The organism is Pseudomonas sp. TE3552, from assembly GCF_056278945.1.
In genome coordinates this window covers 1,845,197-1,863,765 of record NZ_JBWBQJ010000001.1, presented here as the reverse complement: position 1 = coordinate 1,863,765, position 18,569 = coordinate 1,845,197, and the positions used below count along the sequence as shown (strand labels likewise).

Genomic DNA, 18,569 nt, shown 5'->3' with positions numbered 1-18,569 from the left:
GCCACGCATGCCTGTGTCGTCCATGAGCAGCCGGGGTGTTTCACTTCGCCAGTGCCTGAGCGGTAACACGCGCAGGTTGAGCGCTGTGCTTGCGCTTGCCCTGCTGGCGCCTGCGATAGCGGCCGGGAAATCCTGTGAGTCGCCAGCCTGGCCACTGTGGCAAATCTATGCAACGCGCTTCGTCCAGGCCGACGGCCGGGTTCTGGAATCGAGCCAGGAAAACAATCACAGCACCTCTGAAGGGCAGTCCTACGGCATGCTCTTCGCACTGATCGGCAACGATCAGCCACGCTTTGACAAACTCTGGCGCTGGACCTCAGCCAACCTTGCAGGCTCCGCCACCGCCACACGCTTGCCGGGTTGGTTATGGGGGCAAGGTACGGACGGTCAGTGGCGCCTGCAAGACGCCAATTCGGCCGCCGACGCCGACCTGTGGATCGCCTACGCCCTGCTCGAAGCCGCACGCCTGTGGCATCGGCCGGACTATCACCAGGATGCCCTGCAGCTGATGGCGACGATTGAAGCGCAATTGGTCGTCAAGCTGCCCGGGCTGGGCCCGATGGTGTTGCCTGGACCACAGGGCTTCGTCCAGCCGGACGCTCTCTGGCGCCTGAACCCCAGCTACCTGCCCCTGCCACTGTTACGACGGCTGGCCAAGGAAGCACCCTCCGGGCCCTGGCAAGCGATTGCCAACAACACCGCGACGATGATTGCCCAATCCAGCCGCCACGGTTTCGTCGCTGACTGGGTCGGTTATCGAGGCACTTCAGCGCAATCGGGCGCCTTCACAAGCGACCCGATCCACGGCGACACGGGCAGCTACGATGCCATTCGCGTGTACCTCTGGCTGGGCATGAGTGATACCTCTGGACCGCTGGCAGCGCGCCTGCTCAAACGGCTGGACGGCATGGCCCGCAGCACTGTCGCAACGGGCTCTCCCCCGGAAACAGTCCAGGTTCTCCACGGCACTGTTCAGGGGCAGAGCCCGTTCGGATTCTGGGCTGCACTGATTCCCTACCTTGAGGCCAAGGGCCAACCCGGCTTGGCCGATCAGCAACGACACCGCGTGGAACTCGCCTTGCAAGAAGCGCTGGCCAGGCCTGATGCCGACGCCGGTGCGCCGCGTTACTACAACTTCATGCTCAGCCTGTTCGCCCTCGGATGGGCAGATAAACATTACCGATTCCGGGAAGACGGAACGCTGAAACTCTCCTGGGAGACCGCATGCACGCGCACCACCGCACGCTAGCCATCGCCGTCATGAGCGCATGGACGGCTGCTGCCCACGCTCAAAGTCCGACGCCACAGACATTACTCGTCGAACAAGGCCAGTACTGGCAGTCGCGCAAGAACCCTCAACGCGCTGCGGAGGTCTGGCAAAAAGTCCTGCTGCTGGACCCGGTCCAGGTTGACGCACTGTATGGCCTGGGCCTGATTGGCGTGCAACAGGGCAACTCACAACAGGCGCAGCAAAATCTCGCCCGCTTGCAGGCCATCCAGCCTCCGCCTCGGCAGGCACTGCAATTGGCACAGGACATCTCCCTGGCCCAGCCGCAGAACCAGCAGCGTCTGGAGGAGGCTCGACGCCTGGTCGATGCCGGTGAGCGCGACAAGGCGACCACGGTGTTTCGCTCGCTGTTCGATGGCCGCCCACCTCAAGGCACGATTGGCCGCGAGTATTACAACAACCTTGCCTTCAATCAGGCTGACTGGGCTGAAGCGCGCGGCGGATTTCAGCGCCTGCAACGTGAAATGCCCAACGACTCGATCGTCGCGCTGTTTTACGCCAAGCATCTGGTCCGCCATGAAGACAGCCGTGCCGAGGGCATCCGCGCCCTGGCCGCGCTGACCCAGCGTGCCGACATTGCCGGTGATGCCGACGAAAGCTGGCGCCTGGCGCTGACCTGGATCGGTCCGCCCAAGCCGGCGCAAGTGCCGTTGTTCGAGGCGTACCTCAAGACGCATCCGGATGACGTGGAAATCCGGGCGCAGATGAACAAGGGCAAGCAACAGGTGGCAACGACGGCCAGCAAGGAATGGCAACCGCCCGCCGAAGTCGCGCGCGGCCTGAAGGCGCTCAAAGAAGGCGATCAGGCCACCGCCGAACAGGCTTTTCAAGCACGCTTGAAAAGCCAACCCGATGATGCTGACGCGCTGGGCGGCCTTGGGGTTATTCGCCAGCAGCAACACCGACTGGCCGAAGCAGAAAAGCTCTTGAGTCAGGCCACGCGACAAAACGACGGTAGCCGCTGGCAAGTTGCGCTGAACGACGTGCGCTACTGGTCTGCGTTGCAGCAGGCCCGCGACGCCCAGGCCAAAGGCCAGGCACCTCAGGCACAGGTCTTGGTCAACCAGGCGCTGCGGCTGAATCCAAACGGGGTAGATGCTCGCCTCGCCCTGGCGGATATTCAGGCCAGCGCGGGCCAGTTCGATGACGCTCAGCGCAACTATCGGCAGATTTTGAACCTGCGCCGCGACGACCCTCAAGCACTGGAAGGGCTGGTTAATGTGCTGCTCAAGAGCGGCAAGAACGATGAAGCGCTGCAACTGATCAACAGCCTGCCCGCCACCGGACAGGCCAAGATCGGCCAGTCCGCACGCCTGCAAGCCTTGCGCGCGACGCAACTGGCCGCCCTCGCCGAACAACGCAACGACTTGCCCGCTGCGCGCAACGCCTTGCAAGACGCGCTGCGCTACGAACCGGACAACATCTGGACACGTTTCGCCCTGGCCCGCCTGAACCTGGCGATGGGCGAACCGCAAAAGGCTCGGGACCTGATCAACGCCATGCTCCAGGCCCGGCCCGACAATGCCGATGCGCTATACGTCAGCGCCTTGCTGTCGGTGCAGATGGGTGAGTGGAAAGCTGCCCAGACAACGTTGGGACGCTTGCGCCCCGACCAGCGCACCCCGGACATGGAAGCGCTGGCCGCTGATGTCAGCCTCAACCTGCAACTCAGCCAGGCGATCGAGTTGGGCAAGCGCGGCCAGCGCCAGGAAGCCCTGACCTTGCTCGATCGTATTCAGCCGACGGCCAACAACAGTCCCGATCGCACGGCGAACCTGGCTTCGGCGTATGTCGACATCGGCGAGCCGACCCGTGCGCTGGCCCTCATGCGCGGCCAGTTGCAAAACACCACGGCGCCCTCGGCGGACTTCATCCTGCAATACGCCGCGGTCCTGCTTAAAACCGGAGAAGACGCACAGGTCAACGAGATTCTGCGCGACCTTCAGAACAGGCCCTTGAACGCGCCGGCGCGCAAGCGTTTCGACGACCTGCTCTATCGCTATCGCATCCGCCAGGCTGACCAGCTGCGCGAAAGAGGCAATCTGGCCAGCGCTTATGACACGCTAGCGCCCGCACTGGCGCAACGCCCCGGTGACAGCGCTGCCGTCGCGGCGCTGGCGCGGATGTATTCGGCCAACGGCGACACGGCAAAAGCCCTCGAACTCTACAAACCGCTGTTACAACGTCAGCCAAACGACCCGCAACTGCTGTTGGGTGCCGCCAACGCGGCGGTGTTGGCACAGGACACTGCCTTTGCCGAACAGGCACTGCAACAGCTGCTCAAGACTGAATCCGGCAACCCTCAAACGCTGACTGAGGCCGCCCGCCTCTACCAGAACATGGGCCAGACCGGCACGGCGACCGATCTGCTGCGCAAAGCGGTGGCCATTGAACAGAGCGAGAAACGCAGAAGCCAGAGCGGCCAACTGGCCGGTTCGACGGTGGCGCCCAACCCTTTTGCCGGAGTGTCGGGTCCACGTAGCGAGGTCAGTCGCGACACCTTGCTGGCAGCGATCCCGCCACCGGTTCAGGAGATGCCGGGCAGCGTGAGGTCTGACACCCCTTTTGGCATCGATGCCCCGTCAAGGTCGCAACAGGCGAGCAATCGATTCGAGTCGCAGCTGCCGCGCGCAGCACTGGTGAGCGAGGACATCAGCCCCGCGCAACTGGCGCTGAATAAAATCCTTCAGGAGCGCAGTGCCTACGTCACCCAGGGCGTGAGCATTCGCAGCAACAACAGTGAGTCGGGGTTGAGCAAACTGACCGATGTTGAAACACCGCTGGAAATCAATATCCCGCTGGATGAAAGCCGCCTCGCCCTGCGCGTGACGCCCGTCTCGCTGAACGCTGGCAGTGTCAGCGGTGATGCACTGTCGCGCTTTGGTAGCGGTGCGCAGAGCGACGGCATCGGCTCGCAAAAAGCCGAGGGGGTCGGTCTTTCCGTTGCCATTCAACGGCCCGCGGATGGGCTCAAAGCCGATCTCGGCACCACCCCGCTCGGCTTCAAATACACCACCGCCACCGGCGGCATCAGCATTGATCGCCCGGTGAGCGACTCCTCTAATGTCCGTTACGGCGTGAGCGTTTCCCGGCGTCCGGTGACTGACAGCGTCACCTCGTTTGCCGGCACCACGGACAAACGCAGCGGGCAGTCCTGGGGCGGCGTGACCGCCAATGGCGGGCGCGGCCAGTTGAGCTATGACGACAACGAAGTCGGCGCCTATGGCTACGCCTCCTGGCACCAGCTATTGGGCAACCATGTCGAGTCCAACAACCGCAGTGAACTGGGCAGTGGTGTGTACTGGTACCTGCAAAATGCGACGGACAGCAAGCTGACCGTCGGCCTGAGCATGACCGGCATGAGCTACGCCAACAATCAGGACTATTTCACCTACGGCCACGGCGGCTATTTCAGCCCGCAGACGTTCTTCGCCCTGGGCGTGCCAGTGACCTGGGCACAACGCACCGGGCGCTTGACGTATCAAGTCAAGGGCTCGGTCGGCGTGCAGCATTTCGAGCAGGACAGCGCCGACTACTTCCCGAACGACAAAGCCCTGCAGGCGGCCTCGGGATTGCGCTACGAAGGGCAAAACAAAACCGGGATCGGCTACAGCGTCGCTGCGGCGGCTGAATACAAGGTCGCTTCGAACTTCCTGCTGGGCGCCAATCTGGGCCTGGACAACGCTCATGACTACCAACAAGTCAGCGGTGCCCTGTCTTTGCGCTACCAGTTCGAGGACATCAGCGGCCCCATGAGCCTGCCGGTCAGCCCATACACCTCGCCTTATTCCAACTGATCACTCTGGAGTTTTCGATGCCCACTTCTGCCCTTGCCGGCCTGACTCTCCTTGTTCTTGGGGAGAGCCACATGAGCCTCGCGGACCATTTGCTGGAACCGCTGCACGACAACCTGACTCGCCAAGGCGCCCTGGTTCACTCCATCGGTGCCTGTGGCGCCAGCGCTAGCGACTGGCTAATCAGTAAAAAAGTCGACTGCGGAGCCGAGCGCAAAGGCAACGACAAGATTGTGATCAAGGGGCGCGAGGCAACCACCACACCGATCCAGGACCTGATCGCCGCCGACAAACCCGACCTGGTGGTACTGGTCATCGGCGACACCATGGCGTCCTATGACAAGCCAGTGTTTCCGAAGGCCTGGGCATGGCAAAGCGTCACCGGCCTGGCCAAGGCCATCGCGGCCACCGGGACCCGTTGCGCCTGGGTGGGCCCGGCCTGGGGCAAAGCCGGTGGCATGTACCAGAAGAATGATGCCCGCACCCAGTTGATGTCGCAGTTTTTGGCCGCGAACGTGGCGCCTTGCACCTACATCGATTCGCTGACGTTCTCCAAACCCGGGCAATGGATCACCACCGACGGGCAGCACTTCACCGTCGCCGGTTATCAAGCATGGGGCACTGCGATTGGCGGTGCGTTGGCCAAACTGCCCGCCAACACCGTCAGCAGCACAGGAGCCGGTAAATGACCCGATTCGCATGTGGCTGGGCGTTGTTCGCCCCCTTGATGCTGAGCCTGCACGCCCAGGCCGCCGACATTGCCCTGTACCCGACGGGCCCGGATCAGGACTCGGCCTTCCTGCGCTTTATCAACGCCGCCGACCGCCCTTTGCAGCTGCTGGCCGAAGGCTCGCGGGCAAGCCTCAAACTGGAAGGCTCGAATGCTGTGTCCGACTACCTGCCCGTACCCGCCAACCAGCCAATCAAGGGCACCCTGGAACGCAACGGCAAAAGCCAGCCGCTGGACATCCAGGTGGCAGCAGGCGAATTTGCCAGCGTGATCGCTTTGCCAGACAGCACTCAAGGTATCCGCCAGGTCGTCATCCGTGAGCAACCCGACGACTTCAATAGCCTGAGAGCCTCGCTGGCGTTTATCAGTGCCGATCCAGCGTGTCCCCAGGCCAGTTTGCGCGCTGCGGGGAAGAACGCCGACCTGTTCAAGGAGGTGGCCGACGGCAGCGTGCAACGCCGAGCGATCAACCCGGTCAGCCTGTCGGTTCAATTGGTCTGTGCCCAAACCAACGTCGGTGCCCCGCTTGACCTGGGCCAGCTCAAGGCCGGTGAGCGCTATAGCGTCGTGCTGCTACCTGGCGCAAATGGTCCGCACCTGTTGCTCGCGACTGACGTCCTGGCCCACTGATCGGATCGCGCCACCACCATGGTTTTTGCCTCTCTCGAGTTTCTGACGTTGTTCCTGCCGCTGTTCTTGTGCAGCTATGCAGTGTGCCCAGCCGCCTGGCGCAACGTCACGTTACTGATCGGCAGCTGGCTGTTTTATGGCTGGTTGAGCCCGCGATTCCTCGCAGTGCATGTGGTGCTGACGATCACGGCGTGGGCCGGCGGCTTGCTGATTGACGCCTTGCGGGAAAAAGGCAAGGGCCGCGTGTGGCTACTGGTGATGCTGATCGTGCTCAACACGGCAGTGCTGTGCTGGTACAAGTACGCCAATATCGTCGCCGGCACGTTGATCGATGCCGTCACCTGGTATGGCGCCATACCGCTGGACTGGCAACGGGTCATCATGCCGGCCGGGCTATCGTTTATCGTATTGCAGGCGATTTCCTATCTGGTGGATGTACACCGCCGCACCGTGCCGGTCGAACGCAGCTTCATTAATTACGCCACCTATATCTCGATGTTCGGCCACTCGGTCGCCGGCCCCATCATTCGCTATGACTGGGTTCGGCGTGAGCTGAATCAGCGTCACTTCAATCTGCAGAATTTCTCGCTGGGCGCACGCCGGTTCATGGTCGGGATGAGCATGAAGGTGCTGGTGGCCGACACCCTGTCGCCGGTGGTCGATGTGGCGTTCAGTTTGCCAAACCCCAGCTTCTCCGACGCCTGGGTTGGCTGCCTTGCCTACTCCCTGCAACTGTTCTTCGACTTCGCCGGCTACAGTGCCATGGCCATTGGGCTGGGACTGATGCTGGGTTTTCACTTTCCCGAGAATTTCAACCGTCCGTATCTGGCCAACAGCATCCAGGACTTCTGGCGTCGTTGGCACCTGTCGCTGTCCAGCTGGTTACGTGACTATCTGTATATTTCGCTGGGTGGCAATCGCAATGGCATCTGGAAGACTTATCGCAACCTGTTCCTGATCATGGCCATCGCCGGCCTCTGGCACGGAGGCGATAGCTGGAACTATCTGCTGTGGGGCAGCGCCCATGGCATTGCGTTGTGTGTGAATCGTGCCTGGAACAGCTCTACCCTGCCCCCGGTACCGCCGGTGCTTTCCCATGGGCTGACACTGCTGTTCGTCTGCCTGGCCTGGACACTGTTCCGCGCCCCTGACTTTCATAGCGCGCTGCGCCTGTATGCCGGACAGTTCGGCCTGCAGGGCATCGCCCTCGGTGACGAACTGTCCGCGACCCTGCGCCCGGTACACGGCCTTGCGGGTTTGCTGGGTGTGTTCGGAATCATCGCACCGCTGCTGCGCCCTTACTGTGAGAAACAACTGGGCGGCATTGCGTTTTTCACCGCCGCCCTTTGGCCGATCGCCGGTTTAATGCTGTCGTTCGCACTGATCGCCAGTCGCGAAACCGTACCCTTCCTGTACTTCCAATTCTGATGACGAACCTAAAGCACACCCCGCCCCCCACTCCGCCCGATGATCTGGCGACACGCAGCAGTCGGTTGGCAGGCGTGGCGCTGCTGATATTCCTGTTCGTCGGAATGCTGTCCTCTGGCCGTCTGATTGTCTCAGGGCAAATCTCGCTACCCGATAAAGTGCTGCCCCCGCAGATTCTTGACGGCGATATCACTCATCGGATCGCCAAGGAACTGTCGAACGCTCAACTCCCCGCGACCTTCGCCGAGCTGGAGCGCGGAGTCAGTTGGCTGCTCCTGAACGACACCGGGCCGAGGGTTCGCTCAGGTTGTCCTGGCTGGTTGTTTTTGGCTGATGAGCTCAAGGTCAATCATCAAGCGCAGCGCAATGCCGATGCCAAAGTCCAGGCAGTGATTGATCTGAAGCAGCAGCTCTCCCAACGTGGTATCGGCCTGCTGGTAGTCATCGTTCCAGACAAGAGCCGCATCGCTTCCGGGCAGCGTTGCGCACTGCACCGCCCAACCGCTCTCGAAGGGCGCATCCAGGCTTGGACCTCGAAGCTGGAGGTGGGTGGCGTGTCGAATCTGGACCTCACCAGTGCGCTGACGCCACTGGGGGCCAGTGCCTGGTTGCGCACCGATACGCACTGGAGCGAATCCGGCGCGAAGGCAGCGGCCGATGCCATCACCCAGCGCCTGAAGACCCTGGGCATCAGCGCGACGCCACGCAGGTCGTTCAACGAAAGTCATGCCCCGCTCGCGGTGCGACCTGGCGATCTGGTGCATCTGGCGGGCATCGACTGGTTGCCGCTCAAATGGCAACCCGCACCCGAAATGGTCGCCCAAACCAACACCCACGAACGTCCCGTTGCGTCAGCCGACAGCCCTGACACTGAGGCAGACCTCTTTGGCGATGCCGACCTCCCCAACACCGCGCTCATTGGCACCTCATTCTCGCGCAACTCCAACTTCGCAGGGTTTCTGCAGCAGGCACTGGGCGCCCCCGTGGGTAACTTCGCCAAAGACGGCGGAGCGTTCTCTGGCGCGGCAAACAGCTACCTCAACAACCCGGCCTTCAAAGAAACGCCGCCCAAGCAAATCATTTGGGAGATCCCGGAGCGGGACCTGCAGACGGCTTACATCGACCCCATTGCCTATCGCTCGTGTACGGTTTCGGGTGGAGCTGACCACACGAAAAAAACGATCTGCCAAGCACCAGACTGATGTACTGAAAAATGTACCCATTGGGCCTCAAGGGGGTCTCGTTATGAAGTCCAGCCCTGCCCTCGCAACGCCGCTATGTCTCGCTTGGGAGCGACTCCAAACAGACGGCTGTATTCGCGGCTGAACTGGGACGGGCTTTCATATCCAACCTTGTAAGCCGCACTGGATACGTCCTGGTGTTCATTGAGCATCAATCGCCTCGCCTCGTTCAGTCGCAGCCATTTCTGGTACTGCAAGGGGCTCATTGCGGTGAGTTGGCGGAAGTGGTGGTGAAAGGTCGGAGTGCTCATCTGCACTCGGGCCGCAAGTTCATCGACGCGAAGCGCCGAGGTGTAATTCAACTTCAACCAATCGATGGCTTTGGCGATCCGATAACCTTGGCCATCGACAGAAGTTATTTGTTGAAGCCGGCTCGCCTGATCACTCTGCAAGAGACGGTAGTGAATCTCGCGCTGGATCAAGGGGGCGAGAACAGGAATGGATTCCGGCTCATCGAGCAGTGCCAACAAGCGCTCGAATGACGCCAGCATTGCCGGGGTCACTGAACCAATTCCTACCCCCTTCGCAACTGAACGATCGCGGGTTGGCGGCAGGCCACTTTGCGCTATCAGCTCAGCCAGCATGCGCAGATCGAGTTTCAAAGTCAGCCCCAGGCATGGCCGTTCCGGGCTTGCCGCTAGCACCTCTGAATTGGCAGGCAAGTCCAATGAGGTGATCAGAAAGCGCGACGTGTCATACGGATAACCCTCGCCACCTACCCAGAGCTGTTTCTCACCCCGGGCGACGAGAATGATGCTTGGCTCGACCATGCAGACGACGGGCGGCGATGGATGTTCGCGCCTGAAAAAGCCGAGGCCCGCAATGGGCGTTCCGTAATCACCTGGTTTCGGAATCTGCGCGCCGATGATCTGCGCAAGCGTTTCTTGCGGCGATGTCTGTTGAGGAGCGATGTCGTGTTTGATCGTCTTGTTCATCTTGTACCTCTTCGCTGAACTCTAACTTGCCAGCACACGACCGTCCTGCAAAAAAACAGAGACTCATAGAATCAGGCAAGTAATCCAGCGCAATGCACTACAGAGCGCCAGGGCAGAGCCGGAGAATGTTCATCCGACACACCCATTCAGGAATTTCCCATGACGACAACGCCACATTGGCTGATTAAGCGCCTGGGTCAAAACACTCCAGCAAACTGCAACTCAATCGAAAGGAATATCCGGTGAAAGGAATTTTTCTTGCCCTGGGGCTTCTCGTTACCTCTTTTTCTTCAATGGGAGCCGATATGTCAAACGGCGCGGACAACTTTTACAAAAGCGAGAAAGTGACCGTTGAAAAGGTCACCTTCAAAAATCAATACGGTATGAAGGTGGCGGGCAACCTGTTCACCCCGAAAGACCTCGCCCCCAAATCCAGGAACGCCGCCATCATCGTCGGCCACCCCATGGGGGCGGTGAAGGAGCAGAGTGCCAACTTGTACGCCACTAAAATGGCCGAACAAGGATTTGTCACGCTGTCTCTGGATTTGTCCTTCTGGGGCGAAAGCGAGGGCACGCCTCGCCATGCAGTCTCGCCAGATATCTACGCGGAAGACTTCAGTGCCGCTGTGGACTTTCTCGGCACTCGACCGATTGTCGACCGTGAGCGAATCGGCGTCCTGGGCATCTGCGGAAGTGGCAGCTTCGCTATCAGTGCCGCCAAGATTGATGCGCGTCTGAAAGCCATCGCCACCGTCAGCATGTACGACATGGGCGCGGCCAATCGAAATGGCCTCAAGCACGGCGTAACGGCTGAACAACGCCAGCAGATCATTCGCGAAGCGAGCCTGCAGCGCTATGCAGAGTTCCAGGGCGGTGAAATCCGCTACACCGGCGGCACGCCGCTCAAGCTGACCGGCAATGCCGTGGGCGACGAGTTCTACGATTTCTATCGCACGCCACGAGGCGAAGTCACTCCGGCTGGCGCATCGGCGCAGACAACCACAATGCCGACGCAGACCAGCAACGTGAAGTTCATGAACTTTTATCCGTTCAATGACATCGAGAGCATCTCACCGCGCCCACTGCTGTTCATTGCCGGCGCCCAGGCACACTCACGCGAGTTCAGTGAGGATGCCTACAAGCGAGCCGCCGAGCCTAAAGAGCTGCTCATCATTCCAGATGCCGGACACGTGGATCTTTACGACCGGGTCAACCTCATTCCATTCGCCAAGTTGACTACGTTCTTCAAAAGCAACCTGAAGTAGCCTGATCGTGCCCTTGCCGGGCGCCGGTTCTCTCGTAGCCTCGTTCCCGGGGCTGCGACGCTTCGCGCAATACAGGATTCAAATAATGACTGATCACCTGCTCCCAGTGCCTCATAAATCATGGGGCGCCGTGTTCGCCATGTCGCTCGCCGCTTTCGTGCTGGTAGCATCGGAGTTCATGCCTGTCAGCCTGCTGACACCGATTGCCGCAGATCTGCATATCACCGAGGGGCAAGCCGGCCAGGGCATCTCCGTCTCGGGGCTGTTTGCCTTGTTCACCAGTCTTCTGATCGCATCGGTGGCTACGCGGATTGAACGTAAACCCCTGCTCCTTTCACTGACACTGTTGATGATCCTTTCCGGAACGGTGGTCGCGTTCGCGCCGAACTACTGGGTGTTCATGATCGGCCGCGCGCTGATCGGTGTGGCGATAGGTGGATTCTGGTCATTGTCCGCGGCAACCGCCATGCGTCTGGTGCCTGATGATCAGATCACTCGCGCAATGGCAATCGTCAACGGCGGCAACGCTTTGGCGACAGTGATTGCAGCGCCATTGGGCAGTTTTCTCGGTGCCTTGATCGGCTGGCGCGGTGCATTCTTGTGCATCATCCCAGTTGCGGTAGTTGCCTCTGTCTGGCTTCTGTTTAGCCTTCCAGCGATGAAGTCGCAAAGCGATTCAGGCACTGGGAATGTCTTCAGGTTGATGAAAAGCCTACCGGTCGCGTTAGGCATGGTGGCGGTCAGTATCTTCTTCATGGGCCAGTTCATGCTGTTTACCTATTTGCGCCCGTTCCTTGAAACGGTCACACACGTCAGTGTTTCCATGCTGTCGCTGATGTTGCTCGTCCTGGGGCTGGCGGGCCTCGCGGGAACCTTCCTGATTGAAGCGTTGTTGAAAAATGGCCTGCATCGAACCCTCGTCGTCATCCCGATCCTGATGGCGGTGATTGCACTGGCGCTTGTTGCATTCGGCAGCTCGGTGGCCACCACCGCTGTCTTGCTTGGCCTCTGGGGACTGGTTGCGACGGCTGCACCCGTGGGATGGTGGACTTGGCTGGCAAGAACGTTGCCAGACGCTGCTGAAGCGGGAGGCGGCTTAATGGTAGCGATCATCCAACTGGCAATAGCGTCTGGCGCAACCGTTGGCGGGCTGGTCTTTGACTTGAGCGGCTATCGAGCGACCTTTGAGTTGAGCGCCACGGTGCTGGGCGTGGCGGCCGTTCTTGCCTTCCTGGCTGCACGCGCAGCATCGCGGGAGCCGCTTGCATCAGTGAACATTGCTTGAAGTGAATACAAGACACGCCAAGGCGTGTCTTGTAATTTCCGTTGAGCATACGCTCGCAGGTTGGAAGTTACGGTCAGCGCGCGCTGTCGACGATGGAGGCACTCGCGTTATGGTGGAGCGAGTATGGGAAAAGCGTGCCGGTTCAGACCTTCTCGACCTGACCTGGATGGCGTAAGGCGGCAATACCAACATAAGCTGTCATCAGCCCAATTGATGCAGCAAAGCGGTCTGGATCCCCTGCACCCATTGCTCAGCTCCGGTTGTCGTCATTTGAGCGTCACACTTCAGACTCAGGCTCCCAACGGCGAAACAGCACGCTGGCGTTAACACCGCCGAAACCGAACCCATTCGAGAGCGCATGCGTGATCGACAACTGCCGAGCGTTGAGTGCGACCAGATCAAGGCCGCCGGCCGCCTCATCGGGATGATCGAGATTCAGCGTGGGCGGCACCACCTGGTCGCGAAGCGCTAGTACGGTGAACACAGCTTCAATGCCTCCAGCCGCTCCCAGCAGATGCCCGGTGGCGGACTTGGTCGAGCTGATCGCGACGCTAGAGCCGCTCCCGAATACCGAGCGAATCGCTGCCAGTTCGCCTTTGTCACCGACCTGCGTGGAGGTCGCATGTGCATTGATATGCTGCACCTCGGCAGGACTCACAGCCGCCTGGCGCAGTGCCTGTTCCATGGCGCGGCGTGCGCCGCTGCCGTCCTCCGGACCCGCCGTCAAGTGATAGGCATCGGCACTGGTGCCGTAACCGACCAGTTCCGCCAGTGGCTTGGCTCCACGAGCCAACGCATGCTCCAGTGACTCAATCACCAGTAACCCGGCACCTTCGGACATGACGAAGCCGTCACGGTCGCAATCAAAGGGACGTGAAGCCTGCTGTGGGTACTCGGCAAAGCCAGTTGATAGCGCGCGGGCCGCCGCAAAACAACCCAGGGTTACACGGTCTATCGCTGCTTCGGTACCGCCGCATATGGCGATATCCGCCTCACCACTTCTGATGATTCTGGCCGCATCGCCGATGGCTTGTACCCCAGCAGCACAGGCTGTTACCGGAGCGCCGAGCGGCCCTTTGAATCCGTTCCGAATGGATACGTGCCCGGCCGCCATGTTGGCGAGAAAAGACGGCGCAGTGAATGGCGACAATCGGCGAGGACCACGCGCATCGGTGGTGCGGACAGCGTCGGCAATCGCGCCAAAGCCACCCACGCCCGATGCAATGATCGTGGCGGTCCGCTCCTGGTCTGTGACTTCTGTCGGATGCCAGCCTGCCTGCTCCAAAGCTTCGTGCGCTGCCACAAGTGCAAACTCGATGAAGCGATCCATCTTCTTGCGATCCTTGGCCGAGATGATGCGCTCCGGGTCGTAACCCGCGATGGCATCATCTTCTAGAGACGGCACCTGGCCGCCTACTGCAACGCCCGTACCCTCAGTAATGTCGTCGGGCAGGTTACGGATGCCAGAACGCCCAGCCAGCAATCTCTTCCAGACTTCTTCTACTCCGCATCCCAGAGGCCCGACAATTCCGACGCCCGTGACTACGATTCGCTTTTGACCTTCGAGATTAATCATTGAACCCTCTTCATTTTTCAGTCGACGTCCACGCTATGGCCTATGGCTAAAGCTTTGTGGTGAGGTGAACGGCGAGAGGACGGGATGGTGCCCTATCCACCAGGTTTGCTTGCTTATTCGCTGTTTCGGTTTGCCCCGTATCGTCAGGACGGATCTTGAACCAGATGGCGTACATCGCCGGCAGGAACACCAGCGTCATGATGGTGCCGACTAACGTGCCTCCGATCAGCGTGTAGGCCAGCGTCCCCCAGAAGACGGAATGGGTCAGCGGGATGAACGCCAGGATTGCCGCGAGTGCTGTCAGCAGTACCGGGCGGGCACGCTGTACCGTGGCTTCGACCACTGCGTGAAACGGGTCCAAGCCTTCTTGGGCGTTGTGATGGATCTGCCCGATCAGAATCAGCGTGTTGCGCATCAAGATGCCCGACAGCGCGATCAGACCGACCAGGGCGTTGATTCCAAACGGCTGATGGAAGATCAGTAGCGTCGGCACCACGCCAATCAATCCCAGCGGCGAGGTGAAGAACACCATGATCATTGCCGAGATAGAACGCACCTGGACAATGATGATCAACAGCGTCAGGGCAATCATGATGGGAACCAGCGGCACTATCGCCTGGCCGGCCTTGCCCGATTCCTCGATCGCACCCGCCTGCTCGATCCGGTACCCGCCAGGCAGCGTGTCGATAATCGGCTGCAGTTGCTTGACGATCACACCCGATACATCGGGCGGCTGAAGGCCTTCGGCAATATCGCCGCGCACGGTGATAGTCGGCGTGCGGTCACGGCGCCTAAGGATCGGATCCTCCATACGCACATCCACCTCTCCGACCTGGGACAGAGGGATACGCTGACCCGCCGCGCCCACCAATGTGAAGCCTTCAATCCGGGCGGGATCGAGCCGGATGTCACCCGCGGCGCGACCAACCACCTGCACTGAACGAATGTCTTCACGAACCGCCGTGATCGGCACTCCGGCCAGCAGGAATTGCAACTGCTGGGCGACTGCACTGGACGTCAGTCCAACCGCCTGCAAGCGATCCTGATCCAGGTTGAAATGCAGCGTCGGCGTCAGAGGGCCCCAGTCGCTGTTGACCGTCCTCATCATCGGGCTGGCTTGCATGACCTCTTGTACACGACCCGCAATCTCGCGCAGCTTCGTCGGGTCAGGCCCCATCACCCGGTAGGCCACCGGGTATGGCGAATACGGACCAAACACAATTTGAGTCGCCCTGACTCGGGCCTCTGGGGCGAGGCCTGCAGCGACCGCTTCGCGAAGACGGAACTTGAGGGTTTCACGTGCCTCCTGACTGTCCGTCAGCACCACGATCTTGGCGAACGATGGATCGGGCAGTTCTGGCGCCATCGCCAGGAAGAAACGCGGCGCGCCCTGCCCAATATAGGCCGTGACGATTTTTGCCTCTTCCTGCTGTTGCAGCCAGGCCTCGACCTTTGCAGCAGTGGCACTGGTCTGCTCGATGGAGGTTCCGTAGGGCATTTGCACCTCGACCATCACCTCGGGACGGTCCGAGGTCGGGAAGAACTGCTTCTTCACCAGGCTCATGCCCAGAACTGCCACGAAAAACAGCGTGATAACCGTGCCAGCCACCAGCCATTTGCGGGCGATGACGCGTGTCAGAAGCCGGCGGAAGCGGTTGTAACGGGGAGTGTTGTAGATAGCCGCATGCCCACCCTCGACCTTCTTGATGTCTGGCAACAACTTCACTCCCAGATAAGGGGTGAAAGCCACCGCGACGACCCAGGAAGCGATCAGAGCAATGCCGACGATCCAGAACATGTTGCTGGTGTACTCGCCGGCAGTGGACTGGGCGAAACCGTTGGGCATGAAGCCAATCGCCGTTACCAGCGTACCGGAGAGCATCGGCGCGGCCGTATGACTCCAGGCATACGCGGAGGCTTTGATTCGGTCGTAGCCCTCTTCCATTTTCACCACCATCATTTCGATAGCAATGATCGCGTCGTCCACCAGCAGTCCCAGCGCCAGAATCAACGAGCCGAGGGTAATACGGTCAAAGTTCTTTCCGGTGGCCGCCATCACCACAAACACTATCGCCAGCGTCAACGGTACCGCCGCGGCGACCACGAGACCTACCCGCCAGCCCATGCTGAGAAAGCAAACAAGCATCACCACAAGCAGCGCGACAAAAAATTTGACCATGAACTCGCCGACTGCCGAGTCAATGTTCACGGCTTGATCGGTGACCTTGGTCAGCGTCATGCCCAGCGGCATGCCTTCATTGATCTTCGTCGTCTCGGCGTCCAGCGCCTTGCCCAGGTCCAGGCCATTCCAGCCCTCGCGCATTATGACCCCCAGCAACAGGGCCTCTTCGCCGTTATTGCGCACCAGGAAGGTGGCAGGGTCTTCGTAGCCTCGTTCAACCGTCGCCACGTCCGAGAGCTTCAACGTGCGTCCCTGAATCACCAGGGGCGTGTCACGAATTTTCTCCAATTTATCGAAAGCGCCATCCACCCGCAGGAAAACCTGCGGCCCGTTGGTTTCGATGGAACCTGCGGGTGTGAGCACGTTCTGGCTATTTAGCGCGGCGAAGATGTCCTGGGGAGAAACGCCCAAGGTGGCCAGTCGGTCATGGGAGAAGGACACAAAAATGCGCTCGGCTTGCTCACCGATGATGTTGACCTTCTTCACGCCCGGCACATGCAACAGTTGTTGGCGCAAGGATTCAGCATCGCGCACCAGCAAGCGCTGCGGCTCGCCTTTGGCTTTCAGGGCGAACAGCGCAAACGTCACGTCCGAATACTCGTCGTTGACCAATGGCCCGATCACACCCGCCGGTAGCTTGGTGGCTTCGTCGTCGAGCTTTTTGCGCGCCTGATAAAACTCTTCCTGCACCTGTGAGGGTGGCGTGCGGTCCAACAACGACACCATGGTGAAAGCGAGACCGGGCCGCGTATAGGTTTCCGTGCGGTCGTACCATTTCAATTCTTGCAGACGTTTTTCAAGTGGCTCTGCTACCTGGTCCTGCATTTCCTGCGCGGTAGCGCCCGGCCACGCGGTAATGACCGTCAACTGCTTGACCGTAAACGGTGGATCCTCCGCACGCCCCAGCTGGAAGAACGCCAGGGTGCCTGCAACAGCAATCAGAAAGATCAGAAACACCGTGATAGATCGCTCACGAACGGCGATCGCGGAAAGATTGAAGCGCCCCTCGCTCATGGACGACCCCCGGCAACTTTGACGTCATCTTGTTGAGGCAATCTCACCTCTTCACCTTCGCGCAACAGATGTGCGCCTAACGCTACGATCTGCTCGCCGACTTTGAGGTCGCCCGCGACTCGCACTGTGTCGTCGCTCAAGCCCAGGACTTGTACAGGTCGCCAGGCCACCTTCGCCGGTGTACCGGCAATGACCCACACGCCAGTGCCTTGGCCTGGGTCATAAACGGCAGCGATCGGTACTTGCAGCCCCTGCCCTTGCGCGGTGCCTTCAGCGATCCGAAGCGTGACGGTCGAACCTATCGGCGCATTGGCCAGCGCGCCCTCAAGCACATACCGCGCCTCGAAGGTGCGTGTCATGCGGTCGGCCGAGTCAGACAGCAGCCTCAGCTTCGCTGTAACAGCGTCCGTGGTATTGCCATAAAGCGTTGCCTGCGCAGTGGATCCTGCTGCGGGGCGCAACGTCTCGGGCAGGTGCACGATGGCTTCGCGCTGCCCTGCCCGCGCCAGTCGAACCACGGGCTGTCCCGGGCTGACAACTTGTCCGGGCTCGGCGAGCGTCTCCACCACCACGCCGTCGGAATCGGCAAGCAGCACCGCATAGCCAGAAGCATTACGGGCAACGTCAGCCTGCGCTTCAGCGGCGCTAAGCTGCGCCTTTGCGGTATCCGCTGCGGCTTTGATCTGGTCGTAGGCCGATGCAGAAATAGCGCCTGCGGCAACCAGACTGCGGTATCGCGCCTCGTCATCTGCTGTCTGCTTGGCTCGGGCCCGAGCGGCTATGACCGACTCCTGCTGTGCTCGTGCCTGCAACCCCAAATCGATCGGATCAAGGCGTATCAGCGGCTGACCACGTTTAACGGTCTGACCGGTGTCGACCAGACGCTCAAGCACCTTGCCGGATACCCGAAAGCCCAGGTCACCCTGGACGCGGGCAACCACGACACCACTGAAAGAACGCGAGACGTCGGACGAAGCCTGAACAGCAGTGGACCTCACCAAAGGAGCATGCGTGCGTGGATCTTCAACGGTGGATGAGTCGCCACATGCCGTCAGGACGAGAGGCAACAAGCAAGCGGCAATGGGGAAAGGTCGAAGCCGGCGCATAGGTTCCCTTACTTAAAAATAGGACGAGCGCCATATTCTCAGTCTAGTGACCATATGTGTCAATAGTCACTAACCATGAAACATCCCGCTTCTCA

The 18,569-nt window shown here is 60.4% G+C and carries 12 protein-coding genes; 8 read left to right on the top strand and 4 right to left on the bottom strand.

Annotated features, from left to right (window positions below; translation table 11 throughout):
• The first annotated feature begins 7 nt into the window (after window positions 1–7).
• From bcsZ to ACZ9BB_RS08240, 6 genes are read left to right on the top strand one after another with little or no spacing between them, the layout of a single operon-like run.
• A complete protein-coding gene (gene bcsZ, locus ACZ9BB_RS08265) occupies window positions 8–1,249 on the top strand; it encodes a cellulose synthase complex periplasmic endoglucanase BcsZ (protein WP_476213321.1) in 1,242 nt (413 codons plus the stop codon).
• Entirely contained in the window at window positions 1,225–5,085 is a 3,861-nt protein-coding gene (locus tag ACZ9BB_RS08260) for a cellulose biosynthesis protein BcsC (RefSeq protein ID WP_476213320.1), read from the top strand. Before bcsZ ends, ACZ9BB_RS08260 begins: the two co-directional genes overlap by 25 nt.
• Window positions 5,086–5,102: 17 nt before the next feature.
• Window positions 5,103–5,771, top strand: a complete 669-nt coding sequence (locus ACZ9BB_RS08255; RefSeq protein WP_476213319.1) for an SGNH/GDSL hydrolase family protein — start codon at window positions 5,103–5,105, stop codon at window positions 5,769–5,771.
• The gene (locus ACZ9BB_RS08250) at window positions 5,768–6,442 is read left to right on the top strand and encodes an alginate O-acetyltransferase AlgF (RefSeq protein WP_476213318.1); all 675 of its coding nucleotides are present in this window, start codon (window positions 5,768–5,770) and stop codon (window positions 6,440–6,442) included. Before ACZ9BB_RS08255 ends, ACZ9BB_RS08250 begins: the two co-directional genes overlap by 4 nt.
• Before the next feature lie 18 nt (window positions 6,443–6,460).
• Complete coding sequence (locus tag ACZ9BB_RS08245) at window positions 6,461–7,870, top strand: MBOAT family O-acyltransferase (protein ID WP_476213317.1); 1,410 nt, start codon at window positions 6,461–6,463, stop codon at window positions 7,868–7,870.
• A complete protein-coding gene (locus tag ACZ9BB_RS08240) occupies window positions 7,870–9,072 on the top strand; it encodes an alginate O-acetyltransferase AlgX-related protein (RefSeq protein WP_476218241.1) in 1,203 nt (400 codons plus the stop codon). The genes ACZ9BB_RS08245 and ACZ9BB_RS08240 overlap by 1 nt, the downstream gene beginning before the upstream one ends.
• A 41-nt stretch (window positions 9,073–9,113) precedes the next feature.
• Here ACZ9BB_RS08240 and ACZ9BB_RS08235 read toward each other — a convergent pair whose 3' ends face one another.
• Window positions 9,114–10,046, bottom strand: a complete 933-nt coding sequence (locus ACZ9BB_RS08235; protein WP_476213316.1) for an AraC family transcriptional regulator — start codon at window positions 10,044–10,046, stop codon at window positions 9,114–9,116.
• Between the two features lie 305 nt (window positions 10,047–10,351).
• Between ACZ9BB_RS08235 and ACZ9BB_RS08230 the strand changes: the two genes are divergently transcribed.
• Window positions 10,352–11,311, top strand: coding sequence for an alpha/beta hydrolase (locus ACZ9BB_RS08230; protein WP_476213315.1), 960 nt, complete (start codon window positions 10,352–10,354; stop codon window positions 11,309–11,311).
• An 85-nt stretch (window positions 11,312–11,396) separates the two neighbouring features.
• Window positions 11,397–12,596 carry an MFS transporter gene (locus ACZ9BB_RS08225; RefSeq protein ID WP_476213313.1) on the top strand — a complete coding sequence of 400 codons (1,200 nt, stop codon included), beginning with the start codon at window positions 11,397–11,399 and terminating at the stop codon, window positions 12,594–12,596.
• Window positions 12,597–12,873: 277 nt separating this feature from the next.
• Here ACZ9BB_RS08225 and fabF read toward each other — a convergent pair whose 3' ends face one another.
• The 3 genes from fabF to ACZ9BB_RS08210 are packed head-to-tail and all read right to left on the bottom strand — an operon-like array spanning window position 12,874 to window position 18,474.
• A complete protein-coding gene (gene fabF, locus ACZ9BB_RS08220; RefSeq protein ID WP_476213312.1) occupies window positions 12,874–14,172 on the bottom strand; it encodes a beta-ketoacyl-ACP synthase II in 1,299 nt (432 codons plus the stop codon).
• A gap of 46 nt (window positions 14,173–14,218) precedes the next feature.
• Window positions 14,219–17,368 (bottom strand): efflux RND transporter permease subunit, encoded by a 3,150-nt coding sequence (locus ACZ9BB_RS08215; RefSeq protein ID WP_476213311.1) that lies wholly within the window; start codon window positions 17,366–17,368, stop codon window positions 14,219–14,221.
• Window positions 17,365–18,474, bottom strand: a complete 1,110-nt coding sequence (locus ACZ9BB_RS08210; protein ID WP_476213310.1) for an efflux RND transporter periplasmic adaptor subunit — start codon at window positions 18,472–18,474, stop codon at window positions 17,365–17,367. Before ACZ9BB_RS08210 ends, ACZ9BB_RS08215 begins: the two co-directional genes overlap by 4 nt.
• Between the last annotated feature and the right edge of the window lie 95 nt (window positions 18,475–18,569).

Coding starts and splice junctions, on each gene's coding strand:
- ACZ9BB_RS08215 (WP_476213311.1), bottom strand. CDS start 17,368: ATGAGCGAGGGGCGCTTCAATCTTTCCGCGATCGCCGTTCGTGAGCGA.
- ACZ9BB_RS08225 (WP_476213313.1), top strand. CDS start 11,397: ATGACTGATCACCTGCTCCCAGTGCCTCATAAATCATGGGGCGCCGTG.
- ACZ9BB_RS08250 (WP_476213318.1), top strand. CDS start 5,768: ATGACCCGATTCGCATGTGGCTGGGCGTTGTTCGCCCCCTTGATGCTG.
- ACZ9BB_RS08260 (WP_476213320.1), top strand. CDS start 1,225: ATGCACGCGCACCACCGCACGCTAGCCATCGCCGTCATGAGCGCATGG.
- fabF (WP_476213312.1), bottom strand. CDS start 14,172: ATGATTAATCTCGAAGGTCAAAAGCGAATCGTAGTCACGGGCGTCGGA.
- ACZ9BB_RS08235 (WP_476213316.1), bottom strand. CDS start 10,046: ATGAACAAGACGATCAAACACGACATCGCTCCTCAACAGACATCGCCG.
- ACZ9BB_RS08255 (WP_476213319.1), top strand. CDS start 5,103: ATGCCCACTTCTGCCCTTGCCGGCCTGACTCTCCTTGTTCTTGGGGAG.
- ACZ9BB_RS08210 (WP_476213310.1), bottom strand. CDS start 18,474: ATGCGCCGGCTTCGACCTTTCCCCATTGCCGCTTGCTTGTTGCCTCTC.
- bcsZ (WP_476213321.1), top strand. CDS start 8: ATGCCTGTGTCGTCCATGAGCAGCCGGGGTGTTTCACTTCGCCAGTGC.
- ACZ9BB_RS08245 (WP_476213317.1), top strand. CDS start 6,461: ATGGTTTTTGCCTCTCTCGAGTTTCTGACGTTGTTCCTGCCGCTGTTC.
- ACZ9BB_RS08240 (WP_476218241.1), top strand. CDS start 7,870: ATGACGAACCTAAAGCACACCCCGCCCCCCACTCCGCCCGATGATCTG.
- ACZ9BB_RS08230 (WP_476213315.1), top strand. CDS start 10,352: ATGTCAAACGGCGCGGACAACTTTTACAAAAGCGAGAAAGTGACCGTT.